This is a genomic window from uncultured Olegusella sp., assembly GCF_947253395.1.
In the GTDB taxonomy this organism is placed as follows: domain Bacteria; phylum Actinomycetota; class Coriobacteriia; order Coriobacteriales; family Atopobiaceae; genus Olegusella.
In genome coordinates this window covers 1-16,179 of sequence record NZ_CAMXYY010000033.1, presented here as the reverse complement: position 1 = coordinate 16,179, position 16,179 = coordinate 1, and the positions used below count along the sequence as shown (strand labels likewise).

General features: G+C 48.9%; 13 protein-coding genes and 1 pseudogene. 7 read left to right on the top strand and 7 right to left on the bottom strand.

The window, feature by feature from the left end; all coding sequences use genetic code 11:
• The coding region (locus Q0X25_RS04280; protein ID WP_298579254.1) for a phosphatase PAP2 family protein at nt 1–519 on the top strand (519 nt) is incomplete at its 5' end.
• A gap of 171 nt (nt 520–690) precedes the next feature.
• On the opposite strand, the gene Q0X25_RS04275 is transcribed toward Q0X25_RS04280, so the two are convergent.
• Nucleotides 691–2,091, bottom strand: coding sequence for a Na+/H+ antiporter NhaC family protein (locus Q0X25_RS04275; RefSeq protein ID WP_298579253.1), 1,401 nt, complete (start codon nt 2,089–2,091; stop codon nt 691–693).
• Nucleotides 2,092–2,286: 195 nt separating this feature from the next.
• Between Q0X25_RS04275 and Q0X25_RS04270 the strand changes: the two genes are divergently transcribed.
• Genes Q0X25_RS04270 through Q0X25_RS04260 form a run of 3 tightly spaced genes read left to right on the top strand, consistent with a single transcriptional unit; the run spans nt 2,287 to nt 5,780 of the window.
• Nucleotides 2,287–3,243 carry a LysR family transcriptional regulator gene (locus tag Q0X25_RS04270; RefSeq protein WP_298579252.1) on the top strand — a complete coding sequence of 319 codons (957 nt, stop codon included), beginning with the start codon at nt 2,287–2,289 and terminating at the stop codon, nt 3,241–3,243.
• An 8-nt stretch (nt 3,244–3,251) separates the two neighbouring features.
• Nucleotides 3,252–4,160: an RluA family pseudouridine synthase gene (locus Q0X25_RS04265; RefSeq protein ID WP_298579251.1), complete on the top strand. Its 909-nt coding sequence runs from the start codon at nt 3,252–3,254 to the stop codon at nt 4,158–4,160.
• Nucleotides 4,161–4,208: 48 nt separating this feature from the next.
• Nucleotides 4,209–5,780, top strand: coding sequence for a 4Fe-4S dicluster domain-containing protein (locus tag Q0X25_RS04260; RefSeq protein ID WP_298579250.1), 1,572 nt, complete (start codon nt 4,209–4,211; stop codon nt 5,778–5,780).
• 412 nt (nt 5,781–6,192) lie between these two features.
• Here the strand turns inward: Q0X25_RS04260 and Q0X25_RS04255 are convergent, their stop codons facing one another.
• Both Q0X25_RS04255 and Q0X25_RS04250 read right to left on the bottom strand, forming a co-directional pair.
• On the bottom strand, nt 6,193–6,501 hold the full coding sequence (locus Q0X25_RS04255) for a CDP-alcohol phosphatidyltransferase (RefSeq protein WP_298579249.1): 309 nt from the start codon (nt 6,499–6,501) through the stop codon (nt 6,193–6,195).
• A 319-nt stretch (nt 6,502–6,820) separates the two neighbouring features.
• A complete protein-coding gene (locus Q0X25_RS04250; protein WP_298579247.1) occupies nt 6,821–7,471 on the bottom strand; it encodes an HAD family hydrolase in 651 nt (216 codons plus the stop codon).
• A gap of 119 nt (nt 7,472–7,590) precedes the next feature.
• Here Q0X25_RS04250 and secG point away from each other — a divergent pair, with 119 nt between their 5' ends.
• On the top strand, nt 7,591–7,839 hold the full coding sequence (gene secG, locus Q0X25_RS04245) for a preprotein translocase subunit SecG (protein WP_021735160.1): 249 nt from the start codon (nt 7,591–7,593) through the stop codon (nt 7,837–7,839).
• Between the two features lie 457 nt (nt 7,840–8,296).
• Here the strand turns inward: secG and Q0X25_RS04240 are convergent, their stop codons facing one another.
• The 4 genes from Q0X25_RS04240 to Q0X25_RS04225 all read right to left on the bottom strand — a co-directional run bounded on the left by Q0X25_RS04240 (nt 8,297) and on the right by Q0X25_RS04225 (nt 14,448).
• Entirely contained in the window at nt 8,297–10,069 is a 1,773-nt protein-coding gene (locus tag Q0X25_RS04240; protein ID WP_298579246.1) for an ABC transporter family substrate-binding protein, read from the bottom strand.
• 215 nt (nt 10,070–10,284) lie between these two features.
• Complete coding sequence (locus Q0X25_RS04235; protein WP_298579245.1) at nt 10,285–12,327, bottom strand: ABC transporter ATP-binding protein; 2,043 nt, start codon at nt 12,325–12,327, stop codon at nt 10,285–10,287.
• A gap of 80 nt (nt 12,328–12,407) precedes the next feature.
• The gene (locus Q0X25_RS04230) at nt 12,408–13,445 is read right to left on the bottom strand and encodes an ABC transporter permease (protein WP_298579244.1); all 1,038 of its coding nucleotides are present in this window, start codon (nt 13,443–13,445) and stop codon (nt 12,408–12,410) included.
• A gap of 10 nt (nt 13,446–13,455) precedes the next feature.
• A complete protein-coding gene (locus tag Q0X25_RS04225) occupies nt 13,456–14,448 on the bottom strand; it encodes an ABC transporter permease (protein ID WP_298579243.1) in 993 nt (330 codons plus the stop codon).
• Between the two features lie 431 nt (nt 14,449–14,879).
• Here Q0X25_RS04225 and Q0X25_RS04220 point away from each other — a divergent pair, with 431 nt between their 5' ends.
• Together Q0X25_RS04220 and Q0X25_RS04215 are read left to right on the top strand one after the other, a co-directional pair.
• Complete coding sequence (locus Q0X25_RS04220) at nt 14,880–15,806, top strand: ABC transporter permease (RefSeq protein ID WP_298579242.1); 927 nt, start codon at nt 14,880–14,882, stop codon at nt 15,804–15,806.
• 8 nt (nt 15,807–15,814) lie between these two features.
• Nucleotides 15,815–16,179: pseudogene (locus Q0X25_RS04215) on the top strand (ABC transporter permease); the annotation flags it as partial.

The window sequence follows — 16,179 nt, the reverse complement described above, 5'->3', positions numbered from 1 at the left end:
GACAGCCACTATATCGTTGAGGATTTGCGGAGCGATTTACTGACGCCAATTATGCAGGCAATTACCGACTTAGCAATGCCTGTCGTGTTGGTGGTGGTATGGATTGTTGCGGCTGCTTTTGCGCCAGGGCGGCAGCCGGGGCGGTGTATGTTGTTCAATTTGGCAGGCGCTTCTTTGCTTAACGTTTTGCTTAAACAGCTGGTACAGCGCCCGCGCCCTGAGGGCTTTCGTCTCGTAGCGGAGAGCGGTTATAGTTTTCCATCGGGGCATTCTATGGTGGCGATGGCATTCTATGGTCTGCTTGCGTATTTGGTATGGCATTACGAAAAAGATCGTGTCATGCGTTGGGCGTGGTCAGTCTCACTTGCGTTTGTGGTACTTGCTGTGGGTGTGAGCCGCATTTATTTGGGCGTGCACTATGCATCTGATGTATTGGCTGGTTTTTGCGTCTCAATGGCTTGGTTGGCGGTGTATACCAAGGTAGTATGCCCGCTTTTCTTGCCCGAACCAGCTGAATAGTCCTTATACTCGCCGGCCTAGAACCTGGTTTAGTAAACGCTACAAGCTCTTAACCACCGTAATTTTTGAACCCAGCTTTGTCCTGGGATTTGGGGACGCTTTTGACCTTGCGTGTAAAGGCGCACAAAAGATGCGCAATGCGCGACATAAACGTGGTGAAATATATTGTGATTATGCGACCTTAGGAAGGGCATCTATAGCGCCACGGACACGTCGGGCATCATCGTGTTCGGCAAGACCCAGTAAGCGTCCCGTCTCAGAGGCAACAAAATTAGGATCTTTACGAGACTTAAAGGACAGTAGCAGCGTCCAAAGCGGAATAAGATATAACAAGAAGGCACACACAACGCAGCTGGTGGGAGCATCTACAAAAGAAAGAATAGCTGCGCAGGTGATCGACCAAGGTACGAGTGCTGTAATGACAACAGCGCTGTTTTCTAGGTCCAGGGCTAGAGCAGAGCCATCGCCTTCGACATCATCGCAAAGCTGCTGGGTTAGCATGACTGCTAAAGTTTGCTCACAGCTAATGATGGCCGCCAGTACTGAAGTAATAAGCACACTCACAAAGGGCGTATAGCGCTGGGAAATCTTTTGAATCATGCCGCGCATACCGCAAATGAGCCCCGTGCCTTCAAAGATGGTTGCGTAGCTGCCAGCAATAGAGATGATTGCGATAATTTCGAGCATAGTGTGAATACCGCCGCCATCAACCATATGTGCCAAAGCAGGATTCATTGAGTGGAAGCCACCAAAGTAAAGTGCTGGTAGCTCCTCTACAGGGATACCTTGGACAAAGACGCAGATAAGGCTCGTCAATGCGAGACTCACCAGCATAGTTATGTGCACGCGCACCTTAAAAGCAGAAAGTACAATAACGGCAAAAGCGGGAAGCAGGACCACAGGCGACATATCAAAACTTGACGAAAAAGCGGCAGATACATTGGGAACCGTACCTGATCCTGCACTAAAAATACCTATGAGCACGTAGAGGGCACAGCTGCCGACAAAAGGAACGATGCCAGTGCGTAGCATACGCTTCACATTGTCAAAAATATCGGTATCAGTGATGGTTGCTACGATAAAAGCGCTTGATGACATGGGGGACCAACGGTCGCCGCAGTAGGCTCCAGCTAAAATTGCGCCACCAGCAAACATAGGATTGATACCCATGGCGCGAGCGATGGTCATGCAGATGACGCCCATTGTTGCTGCTGCACCAAAAGAAGTACCCATAAGTGTTGACATTGCTGAGCAAAGCAAAAAAATTGCAAACAAACAAAGCTGCGGAGAAATAATTTGGGTTGACAGACAGACGATAGCTGGAATAGTACCTGCTGCACGCCAACTTGCGGTAATGGCTCCAATGATGAGCAAGAGAAGAAGTACGGGACGAACCTTGGATATGCCCTGCTTGATCATGCCAAAAAGTGCCCGGGGACTGTTGCCACGAAAGAGGCCGTATGCCAAAAAGATAATAAGACCAATGGCGAGCGATATAACAAGAGAAACACCTGAAGAGAGGGTCACTAAAAGTATTACGACAAACAATCCAAGAGTAATATACTCAGCCATGCGGCAAGTCCCCTTCAATTGATACTCTTACGCATAGGGCTATTGTTGCCGCATGAGAACATTGAGTCAAACTGTATTTAGATGTACTATATACAAGAATTATTTGTGCAAAAAAAGTGTCAAAAAGCGCCACGTAAAGCTCAGTATGTTGCTCAACAGGGATTCAGATATGTGTTCGAGTAAGGGGAGACCTCTATGAACTTTAGCTCCTTTGATTATTTTATTGCAGTTGCAGAAGAGCTTAGTTTTACTCGTGCAGCCGAACGGCTCAACGTAACCCAGCAAACCTTATCTGCGCATATCGCTGGCCTTGAGCGTGAGTTGCATGTGAGACTTGTCGATCGTCATGTGCCTTTGGCGCTGACATATGCCGGTGAAGAATTTCTTGAATATGCGCGGCATTTCCAAACCAAACGTCGCGTGATGGAGCAGGAGTTTCGCGATATTTCTGGCAATCAGCGTGGTCTTTTGCGTGTTGGGGTGGCGTCTACGCGCGGCCATATTATCATGCCACGTGCTATCGCCAGTTTTCAGCTTCGCTATCCTCAAATTACGGTCAGCTTGTATGAGAGTGAAAACCAAGACTTAGTACAGTTGTTGCGTGAAGGGCGCGTTGACATGGTTGTTGCAACCATCGAACCCGATGCACAGGGATTGGTGGTGCAAGATTTGTACGATGAGGCAGTTATGCTGCTTTGTCGTCAAGATTTGCTTGAACGCTACTATCCTGGTCGCGTAGAAGAAGTAGTGGCAGAAGCGGCAAAAGAAGGGGGTCTCAAAGCACTAGAAAAGCTGCCGTTTTTGCTGGTAGGAGATGGAGATATACCGGGGGCAGTACCTCGCCAGGCTTTTCGTCGCGAAAACATCCATCCTGATGTGCGTGTCATTTCTAAAAATGCTGAAACCTTGGTGGCACTGGCATACCGTGGGGTGGGCGCTTGTTTTTGCTCATCTGAGCTGGCTTACACGAGTTTTCCCAACTCAGCAGAAGCGGGTATGCGTCTCATAGACCTCGGTGAGGGTGCAAAGTATCCCATCTGTGTTGCGTGGCGCAAATCTCCCCATACCTGGTCTATCGTGACGGCCTTTTATGATTTGCTCCAAGCCAAAGTGAGAGATGGCAAGGGCTGGTCGGCAGAAGGTCCTCTCTAGGAGCTGCAATGAGCAAAACTCAGGCATTTCGTGTGATCTCTGATGGAGAGCAGCTACGCTTTATACCCACAAGGGAGATGTTGGCAGGCCAACTTCTTGCGACAGCAGGAGTTTCTAGGCGGCAGACTCAGCGCATCTTTGCGGACGGACGCCTGCGTTTGGCAGAGCAGGTTCTGCATCCTGAGGACAGGCTCAATTCTTGGGAAGAAGTGACGCTTCAGCTTGCTGTAAAACCAGTGCAGCAGCTGGATCCATCTGCGGCGAAAGGCTTTTCTTTGCTTGAGGCAGATGCGTTTTTTCTTTCAGTCGATAAACCTGCGGGTATTTTGGTGCATGGAGATGGGACAGGAGCTCCCAATCTGAGCGAGCAAGTTACAGAGTATTTATACACACAGGGTTATACTGTGCGACCTCAGGCAATCCAGCGTCTCGATGTGGCAACTACGGGATTGGTGATATTTTCTCTTACTGAGGAGTTCCAACCTGCCTTTGATGCGCTAGTGGCAAGCAATGCTTTGCATAAACGCTATTTGGCCGTGGTTACAGGTGATTTCCCCTCGCGCATTCGTCAGATAGATGCAGCTATCGGTCGCGATCGTCATAATGCTCATCGCATGCGTATACATTCCCATGGAAAAGAAGCGCATACTCGTGTCTGTGTACTCCAACGCTGCAAGGGTTTGAGCTTACTGGAACTTGAGCTGCTTTCTGGACGCCGGCATCAAATTCGAGTACATCTTGCTTCTGTGGGCTTTCCTTTGCTAGGAGATAGCCTTTATGGTGGTGCGCCGCATCCTGATGGTTTGATGCTTCACGCTTGGCGTGAGGAGTTTGAGCATCCAGTCACTCAGCAATATATTCAGCTCAAAACCGCTTTCCCAAAACGCTTTGCCAAGCTGGGCTTTACTGCGTCATAATAGACATTAAGAATGGGGAAAGAAATACGGCAAAGGGGAGAGGCAACCATGGCTGATACCATGCGTGGCGTGTACACCAACCTAACTAAAATTAGGCGTGATGTGTTTCGTGAAGTCGCAAAGATTTGCTATAGCATCCCGAATCATCCTGAAAGTGGTGATGAATATTTTGATGATGAATTCGACAATCTACCATACAAGATTTTACCTGGTGATGTAGCTACTTATCGCGAGTCAGTGTTTCTTGAGCGTGCTATTATTTCTGAACGTATTCGTCTAGCTATGGGCTTGCCTCTGCAAGGTGTTGATAAGCCTCGCCGTGTTTCTGAGGGCATCAGAGAAGCTACAACTAACGGCTTGGATTACTATAAGCCGCCGCTGATTAATGTTATCAATTTTGCTTGCAATGCTTGCAAAGATAATGTGTATGAAGTCACCAACAGCTGTCAGGGCTGCCTTGCCCATCCGTGCCGCGAGATTTGTCCCAAGCAGGCGATTTCGTTTCACAACAAGCGTGCAGTTATCGATCAAGACCTTTGCATCAAGTGCAGTCGTTGCGTTCAGATTTGTCCTTACCAAGCAATTCATCGTCACGTGCGTCCCTGCGCTGATGCCTGCGGTATGCACTGCATAGGTTCTGATGAGCACGGGCGTGCTGAAATTGATTATGACAAGTGCGTTTCTTGTGGTCAGTGCCTCATTAACTGTCCCTTTGGTGCTATTGCCGATAAGAGTCAGATTGCGCAGGTTATCTTCTCTATTCTTCAGGGAGAAGAAGTGATTGCTGCGGTTGCACCTGCCTTTGTTGGTCAATTTGGCGGTAAAGGCAATGTTGGCAAGCTGCGTGAAGCCTTCAAGCTATTGGGCTTCTCGGGTGTCGAGGAAGTTGCTTTAGGGGCCGACCTCTGTACGGTGCAGGAAGCCGAGGATTACCTTTCTGAAGTACCTGACAGACTGCCGTTTATGGGCACATCCTGTTGTCCTGCATGGGCTTCTATGGCAAAGAAAGAATTCCCCGAGCACAAAGAAGCTATTTCAATGGCACTAACCCCGATGGTTTTGACCGCGCGTATGATTCGAAGTCAACATCCCCACGCAAAGATAGTTTTTGTAGGGCCTTGCGCAGCAAAGAAGGGCGAAGCGCTTCGCAAGTCTGTTCGCTCTGAGGTTGATTTTGTTTTGACCTTTGAGGAAATGGCAGGCATGATGGAAGCCAAGGATATCGATTACCTTAGCTTGCATGATGACAATAAGAGCGATTTTGACGTTGCGAGCGCTGATGGTCGCAACTTTGCGGTCGCAGGTGGCGTTGCAAACGCGGTCGTTAATGCCATTCATGATAAGTATCCCGATCGTGAGATAGCTATCGCAAATGCTGAGAGTCTTGATGAGTGCCGCCAGATGATGAAAGATGCCATCAAAGGTAAATATCCCGGTCATCTATTGGAAGGTATGGCCTGTCCGGGTGGTTGTGTGGCTGGTCCTGGTACTTTGGTACAGATTAAGAAGTCAGCCTCTGCAGTTAAACGTTATGCCAAGAGGTCGCCGCACAAGTTTGCTACCGAAAATAAGTATCTTGACCATCTGGAGAGCCTCACAGCTGATTTTGATGCTGAATAAGTAATTTGTGCACAGAGATGTACTCAAGCAGAGCTTGTGTTTAATGTGCCCTCGGTTAGAGAGGGCACAGCGTGAGTGCGTGAGTGCAGGCGCGCTACACACCATAGATGGTTCATCCTTCGTACCGCTTTTCGATAGATGGTTCGTTTCTCGGTCTAGAGGAAAATTTGACCTGCGGTTTTATGCTCACTCATCTCGAAACTCGAACCATCTTTTGTTTGAGGCGTCGAAACTCGAACCATCTATGGGATCATCGCTCGAAACATGAACCATCTATCGAAATTGTGGCAGCTCGAAATGTGGCAGCTCGAAAAACGAACCATCTATCGAACTTATGACTAAGGTCCGCTGACTTACGCCAGCGGACCCCGAGTCGTTTTAGAACTTTGTGTAAAGCGACGATACGCTTTTCTTACGCACTCTTTTCATTCGAAAGAGACGCATAGAACGTGGAATCAGAGAAGACATCCTTGATGGTTTTGCCGTGAATGAAGGGAAGAGCCAAGAACTCATCGACTGTAGGTACCAAAGGGCTACAATCTACAAAGTGATTCTTGCTATTACGCCTGCTGGTGTCCTGTGCACGCCACGACTCGAAGTTAACGTCGGTCAGATAATAGACATTGCCGTCGACCTTCATATACACTGAGTGATTGCAGTGCAGATAGTCGGCGAGCTCGTCGTAATTAATCTCGAGTGCCTCAGCAGCTTTCTTGCCCATGTATGCCACCTTTCCTCGGATGAGTGATGTTTCCATATTCCAATAGTAGCCCGAAATTACCAGTTTTATACGCACAGCCACTTACCGATAGGTAAGCGTTATATTCGCGGGATTTTCTGAGGAAAAAATACAAAATCCGCAGTTGATTGCCCAAAAAATAAACATAAATGATGCCTTAGTGAGCATCCTTTGAAGGCATTGTGAATATCAAGAATTTGTTGTTTCCTTTTTTGCTTATGCGTTTTGTAGGATACGCAAATCACATCTACCTGTGGCGTGTGCTATCCCTGCCATGCTTCGTTGTGGTTTTGAGTTGCAACTAGCTGAGGATTGCCTGTAGCAGTGCCGTTGTGTCGCTGACAATAAGTGGCGCTCCATGCTCACGCAAAAAGTCATAGTCACGGAAACCCCAATCCACCACAATGCAGTCGCAGCCAGTATTGCGAGCAGTATCGATGTCAACCTCTGAGTCGCCAATGTAGACACAATCAGCAGGTGTGAGTTCAAAACTTTTGAGTGCTGCCTGTACCATGTCGGGAGCGGGTTTGCGCCGCACGCTTTCGCGCTCACCAACGGCAATATCAAACCTACCAGAGAAGTACTGCTTCACAAGTTCCTGAACAGCAAAATCGCCCTTGTTAGAAACCACAGCGCAGCAGATATTGTGTGCGTGCAAGGCATCAAGCAGCTCATATATACCCGGATAGGGAGCAGTTGTCTCGGCGCAGTGATCTGCATAATGAGCTTTGAAATCTGTCAGGATTTGTTGTGTTAACGGCTCAGGTGTATTTAGAGGCACTGAATGTTCAATGAGAAACTTCATACCATTGCCTAGATTGCGGCGGGTTTCTTCATGACTTTTTTTGGGTATGCTGTGAAGCTCGAGGGCATAGTTAACCGAGGACCACAGGTCCTCAAGGGTATTTAAGATGGTGCCATCCAAATCAAAAATCGCTGCTGAATAAGCCATATATATCCTTAATCTTGAAGCTATGTGGCAAACACTAATAGATGTTATTCTGCTAGAATTGTATGCTATCCGTCTTGGAGTTGGTGTGCGGTTGTGTCTACCGCGTGAAGGAGTCTTTTGTGAACGTGCTTAATATCATCCTCGTTGTTTTACTTTTTGCTTCTGGTTTGTTCACGGCTTTGCTTATCCTGATGCACTCTGGCAAAGGTACAGGTGTTTCTGACATGATTGCAAGCTCCATGTACAATTCCGCTGCTGGTTCTGCCGTTTGGGAAAAGAATCTTGACCGTTTGACTGTCATTTCTGCGGTGGTCTTTGGTTTGTGTATCGTAATCATGGCCCTGACGTTCCCCCTGGGCACCATCTAAACCCTGCTGATATCTCGTGTATGTCTAAACCCGCAGCTTCCTGCGGGTTTTTCATACCCTGCGTTTCTGTGCCATGTCAAACGCCACACATCATTTCAAATATCACAGCTCCACGTGCCAAACGCCACGCTTCATTTCAAGCAAAGTGGTCCTGCTTGTCAAAAGCCACGTTCCGTTTCAGAAAAAATGTCAAAAGCCACATTCCATTTCAAAGGGCCTGACGTTTGCGCAGGTAAATTTTTTCCGCGTGAAATGAAACGTGGCTTTTGGCTAAAAAAGTGAAATAGAACGTGGCTTTTGGCACGTGGAGTGAAATGGTATGAAGTAGAACGTGGCGTTTGGCAAGCAGAGCCGGATTGAGACTCAAGATGACTCGAGATGCGCCGTGCATCTCTCAGTAATAAAAAAGAGCCTCCCGAAGGAGGCTCTTAGTCGCGCTTATTTGGCGTAAGACGAGTTACTTTGCCCAACCGATGTTCTCAGCCTGGATATCGGAGAGTAGAGCGGGACCCCAGTTAGCAAGACCAGCCTTGCAGAGCATGCAGTCTGCACCAGCGTACAGAGGGATGAAGGCGTAGGAAGTAAGAGCTTCCTTCTCAGCCTCGTTAAAGGCCTTCATCTGCTCAGCGTGATCGGCGATACCCGTGACAGCAACAAACTTCTCATCGAGTTCCTTGGAGCCAGTGTGGGTGAAGTTGGAGTCGCTGTCGACACCAAAGATCTGCTTGCCGTTGTTGTAGGAAGCAGAACCAGAGTTCCAACCAAAGAGGAAGGTATCCCAGTTGCCGCCGGTCAAAGTCTTGGAGAACTCAGAAGCAGGCTTATTGTCGATGTCAATCTTCATGCCAGCATCCTTGGCCATCTTTTGGATAGCAGCTGCACGATTCTTGACGGTGTTGGAGTCACCAATGGCGGTAAAGGTAAAGGCGACCTGCTTGCCGTCCTTCTCATAGTAACCGTCGCTACCCATGGTATAGCCAGCATCCTCAAGGGTCTTTTTGGCGGCAGCAATCTGTTCATCGCCAGGCTTGGGATCAGTGACATCCGTGGGCAAGTTGTTCTCATAGCCATCCATCCAGGGCAGAATAGTCAGCGAGCCCAAGCGCTCCTCAGACCAGTTAACACCCTGATAGACGATGCCCAAGATGGTCTCGGTGTTGATGCACTGGACAAAAGCCTTGCGGACTGCGATGTCCTTGAGACCCTCACGGGAAGCGTTGACCTCGATACAAGCAATGCTGGTGGAGTCACCACGACGCACCTCGGTGTTCTCCATACCCAAGAAGTTGGAAAGCATCTCGGCAGAGCCGCTCTGGCCAGCCTCAGTGGCGTCAACCTCACCATTCTTGAAGGCGTTGAACATTGCCTGAGAATCCATCTGCTTGAAAGTGATGGACTCGAGTTTTGCCTCATCGCCCCACCATTTGTCGTTGCGGACAAAGGTGATCTCGGTCTCATTGGCCTTGTCGATGACGAAAGGACCGCAGCCCCACTCGTTGTGCCAGTTGTTGACCCAGCCCTCGTTAAAGACCTTAGGATCAGCAGCTGCAGGGTGCAGGGCACCCATCAGAGACTCGTAGGGGTAGAAAGGCTTATCGAAAGTGATGATAGCCTGCTTGTCATTCTCGCCCTTCTCGACGCTTGAAATCTGATCAAAGCCGTCAGTAGCAGAAGGAGTGTAGTTCTCGTCTTGACCATTCATGCAGGTCCACAGAGCTTTAACAGCGGTCCAGTCGATGGGGGTGCCATCGTTAAAGACTGCCTTCTCGGCGAGATTGAGGGTAACAACCTGCTTGCCGTCCTTGTCCTCAACGGAGCTGGACTCAACAAAGTTGGGGTTGGGCGTAAACTCTTTGCCGGTAGGATCGCAGCGATAAAGAGTGGCAGCTTGGTTGTAAAGGTACCAGAACCACCTGATGTAGGTGGTATTACCGTTTACGCTGAAGTAGTTAAAGTCTGGACCAATCTCGGTAATGGGGAGCACGAGGGTGCCGCCGTCCTTGATTGCATCGCGCTCAAGCGGGTTATTGTAGGTCTTGCCCTTCTCAGGGATGGGGAGCTTGTCAAGCGGGGTAGTGGCGGGAGAACCGTTCTGGGGCTCGACGCCTGTGTCGCCTGCGTTAGAGCCAGCGCCGCTGTTGCCAGACTTGCCGCACCCAGCCAGACCGAGTCCGGCGATGGTAGCAGCAGTGCCTGCCACACCCAAGAACGAACGACGAGAAAGTGCCATGTTTCCTCCAAAATGTCATCGTGCAGGTAATAGTGCTAAAAAGCACCTTTTGGTACTCCACAATATTTTATTAGAAATCATATAAAAAGTGGTGGCATATCTGTGGATGGATGTTTCCAATTTGTTACATAATGCTATGAACATCCGATACACACAAAAAAGTGACCCGCACATTGCGAGCCACTTTCAACTTGTTTTTTTGCACTGAAGCTATGCTAGGCCTTGTGGCCAGAAAGTAGGCTAGAAGAAGAAACCAACTTGCCATCCTGATAGACCATGCGCTCACGTGTGCGTTCAATCTTGGGGTCAGGAATGGGGATGGCAGAAAGCAGAGCTTGTGTGTAAGGATCTTGCGGATTGGTAAAGACTTCTTCGGTGTCTCCCTGCTCAACAATCTTTCCCAGGTGCATAACGGCAACACTGTCAGAGATGTGGCGAATAACTGCCAAGTCATGGGCAACAAAGAGATAAGAAATCTTGAGCTGTACCTGCAAATCTTCAAGCAGGTTGATGATGCCTGCCTGAATAGAGACATCCAGAGAGGCAATAGGCTCATCAAGCAACAAAATCTTGGGGCTGGTAGCAAGGGCGCGTGCAATAGCAATACGCTGACGTTGACCACCCGAGAACTGAGAAGGGAAGCGGTCAACATAGTCGGGATTGATACCGACAAGATGCATCAGCTCACCAATACGTTTGTTGATATCCTTGGGCGTCCATTTCTGCGCGCGCAGGGGCTCTGCCAACACATCGTAGATGGGCATACGAGGGTCAAGTGAACTCATGGGATCTTGGAAGATAACCTGCAAATCACGTCTAAGCTCACGACGCTCGCGGGTGTTTTTAAGGCCTGCAATATCCTTGCCTAGTACGGTAATACTGCCGCTTTCAGGTTTCACGAGATCCATGATCTGCATCAGTGTGGTGGACTTACCCGAACCAGACTCGCCAACCAAAGCCAGTGTCTCACCCTCATGAAGCTTGAAAGAGACATGGTCAACAGCGGTCATCGTGCCCTTGTCACGGCGAATCAAACCCTTGCCTTGAACAGGGAAGGTCTTTACCAAATCCTTGACCTCAAGGACAAGGGGGCGCTGATCGCGAGGTACTTCGGCCCACTTAGCTGGCAAGGGTTCAAGCTTGGGATAAACATCTTCAAAGTTGAGGTGGCGATCGCGGATGGTTGCGAGCTTATGGCAGCTTACGAGGTGGCCTTCGGCAGCGTTAAAAGGATCAAGGGTTGGCTCAATCTCAAAGCAGGAGCCACTTGCCATGGGGCAGCGCGGTGAGAAAGGACAGCCCTTAGGAATAGCAGCCAGCGAGGGAGGGTTGCCTTTGATAGGGACCAGACGATGCTCAGCTGCTACGTGAGGCTTGGGGACGGCGCCCAAAAGACCCATGGTGTAGGGGTGAGAAGGCTGGTCAAAGACGGTGTCGATACTGGCACGCTCGACAGCACGACCAGCATACATAACCAAGACATCGTCTGCGGTGCCTGCAATAACACCTAAATCATGGGTAATCAGGACAACCGCTGCACCCGTTTCACGTTGAGCTACAGCGAGTACATCTAAAATCTGTGCCTGAATGGTTACGTCGAGTGCCGTGGTGGGCTCGTCGGCAATGATGACATCAGGGTCGTTAGCGATAGCAATGGCAATAACAACGCGCTGACGCATACCGCCAGAAAACTCGTGAGGGTAAGCGTCTAGGCGATCTTCGGGGTTGGTAATACCCACCATGGTGAGCAGTTCGATACAGCGATCATGGAGCTGCTGTTTGGTCATATTGGGGTTATGAATGAGCAAGGTTTCTGCTAACTGATCGCCAATACTAAACATAGGTGTTAAAGCAGACAGGGGATCTTGGAAAATCATCGAGATAGACTTGCCGCGGAAAGCCGCCATCTCCTCGTCTGTCTTGTCTACCAGCTCTTCTCCATCAAATTTGACCGAACCGGTGACGTGAGCATTGTCATCAAGAAGACCAATCAAAGAAAGAGCAGTTACTGACTTGCCCGACCCCGACTCGCCTACGATGCCCAAGGTACGTCCGCGCCAAAGGTCAAAGTTAACACCGCGTACGGCATCGACGCGACCTGCCTCGGTTGCAAAAGACACCTTGAGGTTACGAATACTCATGATAGGGTCGCCCTGAGGGGCACCCTTGGGTCCGTTATTTTCAAGCAGCTCATAGCGTAGGGTATCGTCCTTGACAACCCAAGAGGTCTGCGTACTTGTACTTGTCGTTTCGGCCATTTGTAGCTCCGTCACTTTCATTTGTTGTGCGCTCGCAAGTGAGCGCGCCATACCCAAGACGTAAAAATCACAAACTTTCTTTACGCCTTAGCGGTCTCGGTAGCAACTGCATCCTCTTCGGCGTCGTCTTCTACCGTGCCGGCAGCGCGGGAATACGGGTCGATTGCATCGCGCAGACCATCGCCAATGAGCTGCATGCTGACGCAGAGCACAATCAAAACGATAGAGGGAATGAGAATAACCCAGGGGGCAGAAAGCATAGCGGATGAACCCTGGCTCAAAAGGTAGCCCAAGGATGTATCGGGAGCCTTGATGCCTAGACCTAAGAAGCTATAGGCAGTCTCGGAGTTAATACCACCAATAACACCCAACACCGTGTCCAAAATCAAGATGGAGCCAAGGTTGGGAATAAGGTGACGAATAATGGTCTTAATGGGGGAGACACCCATATATTTTGCGGCACGAACATAGTCGCGTTCACGCAGAGAAAGCGCCATGGTACGCAGGGTACGAGCATAGCCAATCCAACCAAAGGCAGTCAGGCCCACAATCAGCATCCACCAGCCCTCAGTACCACTGGAGGCACGAACCACCATGGCCACAAGCAAAAAGCTTGGGATGATGAGTAGCATATCTAGGAACCACATGCCAATTTTTTCCGGAACGCCGCGTACATAGGCAATAGAGGTGCCAACAACTGCAGCGATGATGGTGGTTAGCACAGAGTAAATAATACCGATTGCCAAAGAACGGCCGAGGCCATGAACAACGCTGGCAAACAGATCAAAGCCACCGCCATCGGTACCAAACCAGTGCGTTGGATTAGGAGGCACATTCAGTGCCGTGAAATCGGGATCGGTATAGGTAAAAGGCGTCATATACGGCCCAAAAATAGCGAGAATAATCAGAATAATCAGGATGACAAGTCCCACCATAGCGCTACGCTGGCGCACAAAACGACGACCAATAAGTGAAAAATAACCGATACGCTTGACCTCGCCACCAGAGCCACCCAATTCGTCAGCCAATAGCTCGAGCTCTGCGTTGGTGAGGTGGACTTCATCAGTTTTTACGTCCGTATTTTCAGGGGACGCAAGCTGTCTTTTTTCTTCAGACATTGTGCTCTCCTTAGCTCATCTTGATTCGAGGATCGAGTGCTGCAGCAAAGAGGTCGGCAAGCAGAGCACCGACGAGCGTACAAGCACCACTGAAGGCGGCAACAGCAACTGCACCATGAATATTGTTGTTGTTGATGCAATTGATGAAGTATTCACCAAGACCGTGGATAGCAAAAATCTTCTCGGTCATAACAGCACCAGTAAAGATGCCAGCAATGGAGAAAGCTACAGATACGGCAGTAGGAATTAAAGAGGCACGGAGAGCATGTTTGCGAATAGCCTGTTTTTTTGTAAGACCCTTTGCACGAGCAGTGCGCACATAATCAGCGTGCATTTCGTCAAGCAGATACGTACGCTGACCCAAGTGATAACCAACGGCACTAATAATAGTAAGGACGATGGTCGGCAGCAAAATGTGCTGGAGGAAGTCGAGCAGACCAATAACGAAGTTGGGACCGCTATAGCTGGAAAGTCCCGTTACATAGAAGATGCGCGTGCCAGCCGCGGTATTGACCTCGATTGCAAAAAATACAATCAAAATTGCTAATACAACAGTCGGGATAACCATAAATAGCGAAGCGACACCGCTCCAAAAGCGGTCTTGCCACTGATATTGGCGTTGGGCGGTGTAGACACCAAGGCTTACGCCGACCACGATAGAAATAATGGTAGCAAGTAACATGAGCTGGACAGAAGCGCCAATGCGGGAAGAAATTTCGTGGTTAACTGAAGCGCCTGTTGGAGTCTTGCCAAAGTCAGCTTTGGTGAGAATGTCACCAATCCACTTTTGATAGCGCTCCATGATGGGCGTTTTATCGTTGAGGTTGGCAGCATCAAGCGTGCGCTCAATAGATTCTTGTGGGGGACGTGGAGTACGAGACTCATAATTAGAACGTGGACTCATAAAAGCTGAGGCCAGAAAGTAAGTGAACGAGGTTGCTACAAAGATCATAACTATGTAGTTCAAAACTCGCTTAACGACGTATCCGACGAATCGCGCCATGAACGCTCCCCATTTCAGTCCGCATCGTACTTGATGCGGGAGACATACAGTTATTTATTAACTGCTGCCTCTTTTTGCATTATGCGTACATACAGAAGGCTCAGACGAGAAGCCTGCTGCATAACGCAGCGAGGCATGCCAATTAAATAGTGGGGTAATAGGGTACCTCACAGACAACAGGCACGCAGCACAACATTCTATATTTTATCATGTTTGATATTTTTGCAGCAAATTTATGAAATCTTCTTCTGCGTACGAGGAGCTTACTGTTCATCTCTGCTAAACCTTCGGGCACCCTAAATGAAACCCCCCTGTAATCTATCCGTAATGTAGGTTAGCAAAGATGATTTAAGTTTTGTTTTGATAAGTTTGCGTTATTCTACAAATTTTGATGTGAGCTGCGAATTTATATCCGGCGACAGGAGAGCTTTATGAACTCAAAAGAAGTTGCCTACATCATCAAGAGGGTCCTCTTTGCTTTTATCACCATCTGGGCAGTCATTACCATCACGTTTTTTGTAATGCACTCTGTGCCAGGTGGACCCTTTGCGAGTGAGAAGGCAGTTACGCCTGCTGCAAAAGCAGCGCTTGAAGAGAAATTTGGTCTCAACAAGCCCTTGTTTGAGCAGTATCTCACCTACCTAGGCGGCGCTTCACACTTTGACTTTGGCCCCTCGCTCAAGCAGCGCGGTCGTGAAGTAACCACTATTGTTGCCGACGGCATGAAGACTTCAGCAAAGCTTGGTGTTATTGCATTGATTATCGCTACAACATCAGGCGTTTTGCTTGGCGCTCTTGCTGCACTGAGGCGCAATACTGTTGCCGATAAAATCATCATGGTTATCACAACGGCATTTGTGTCGATGCCATCGTTTATTATGGGTACGTTGCTCTTATTACTTTTTGCCATTGAGTTGCATCTTTTGCCCGCAAACGGTGCAGCTAAAGGTGGCCTGATACTGCCTATTGTGACCTTGGCGCTTTATCCGATGGCATATATAACGCGTTTGACCCGCTCTTCAATGCTTGATGTGCTGGGGCAAGACTACATTCGTACTGCCAAGGCAAAAGGCGTTTCTCAGCGCAATATTATTCTTAAGCATGCTCTCAAGAATTCCTTGATTCCCGTTATTACGTATCTAGGGCCCGAGCTTGCCTACATCACCACAGGTTCTTTGGTTGTTGAGCAGATTTTTGCGGTACCTGGCATTGGCCGTGCATTTGTTAACTCAATTACTGGTCGTGATTATCCGCTCATCATGGGCACCACAATCATTCTCGCCACACTCATTGTGGTTATGAACCTTGTAAGTGACATTTTGTATCGCGTGGTTGATCCGCGCATCAGCCTGGATTAGGAGCGATGATGAACAAGAATCCCCTGAGTATGCAGGTTGACATGGATGATTTTCTTCCTGCATCTGAGGAAGAAAAGTCCTACATGGTGCAAATGCGCGCCAGCTCGACCTTCTTCCGTGATGGTTGCAAGCGTTTTTACAAAAACAAAGTTGCCTTTACCAGCTTGGTAGTCATTGTGCTGATTGTCATCTCGGCTATCGTGCTGCCCATCGTGTGGCCCTATTCCTATGATGTGCAGCTGGGTGTTCAGCCGGGCAAGCCTGTTGATGCTTCTTATAACAATTTGGCTCCAATGGAGTATTCCCACAGCGAACAACAAATGATGGAAGACGGTCAGTTTGTCTTCCCGCATTTTTTTGGTACTGATGCTTC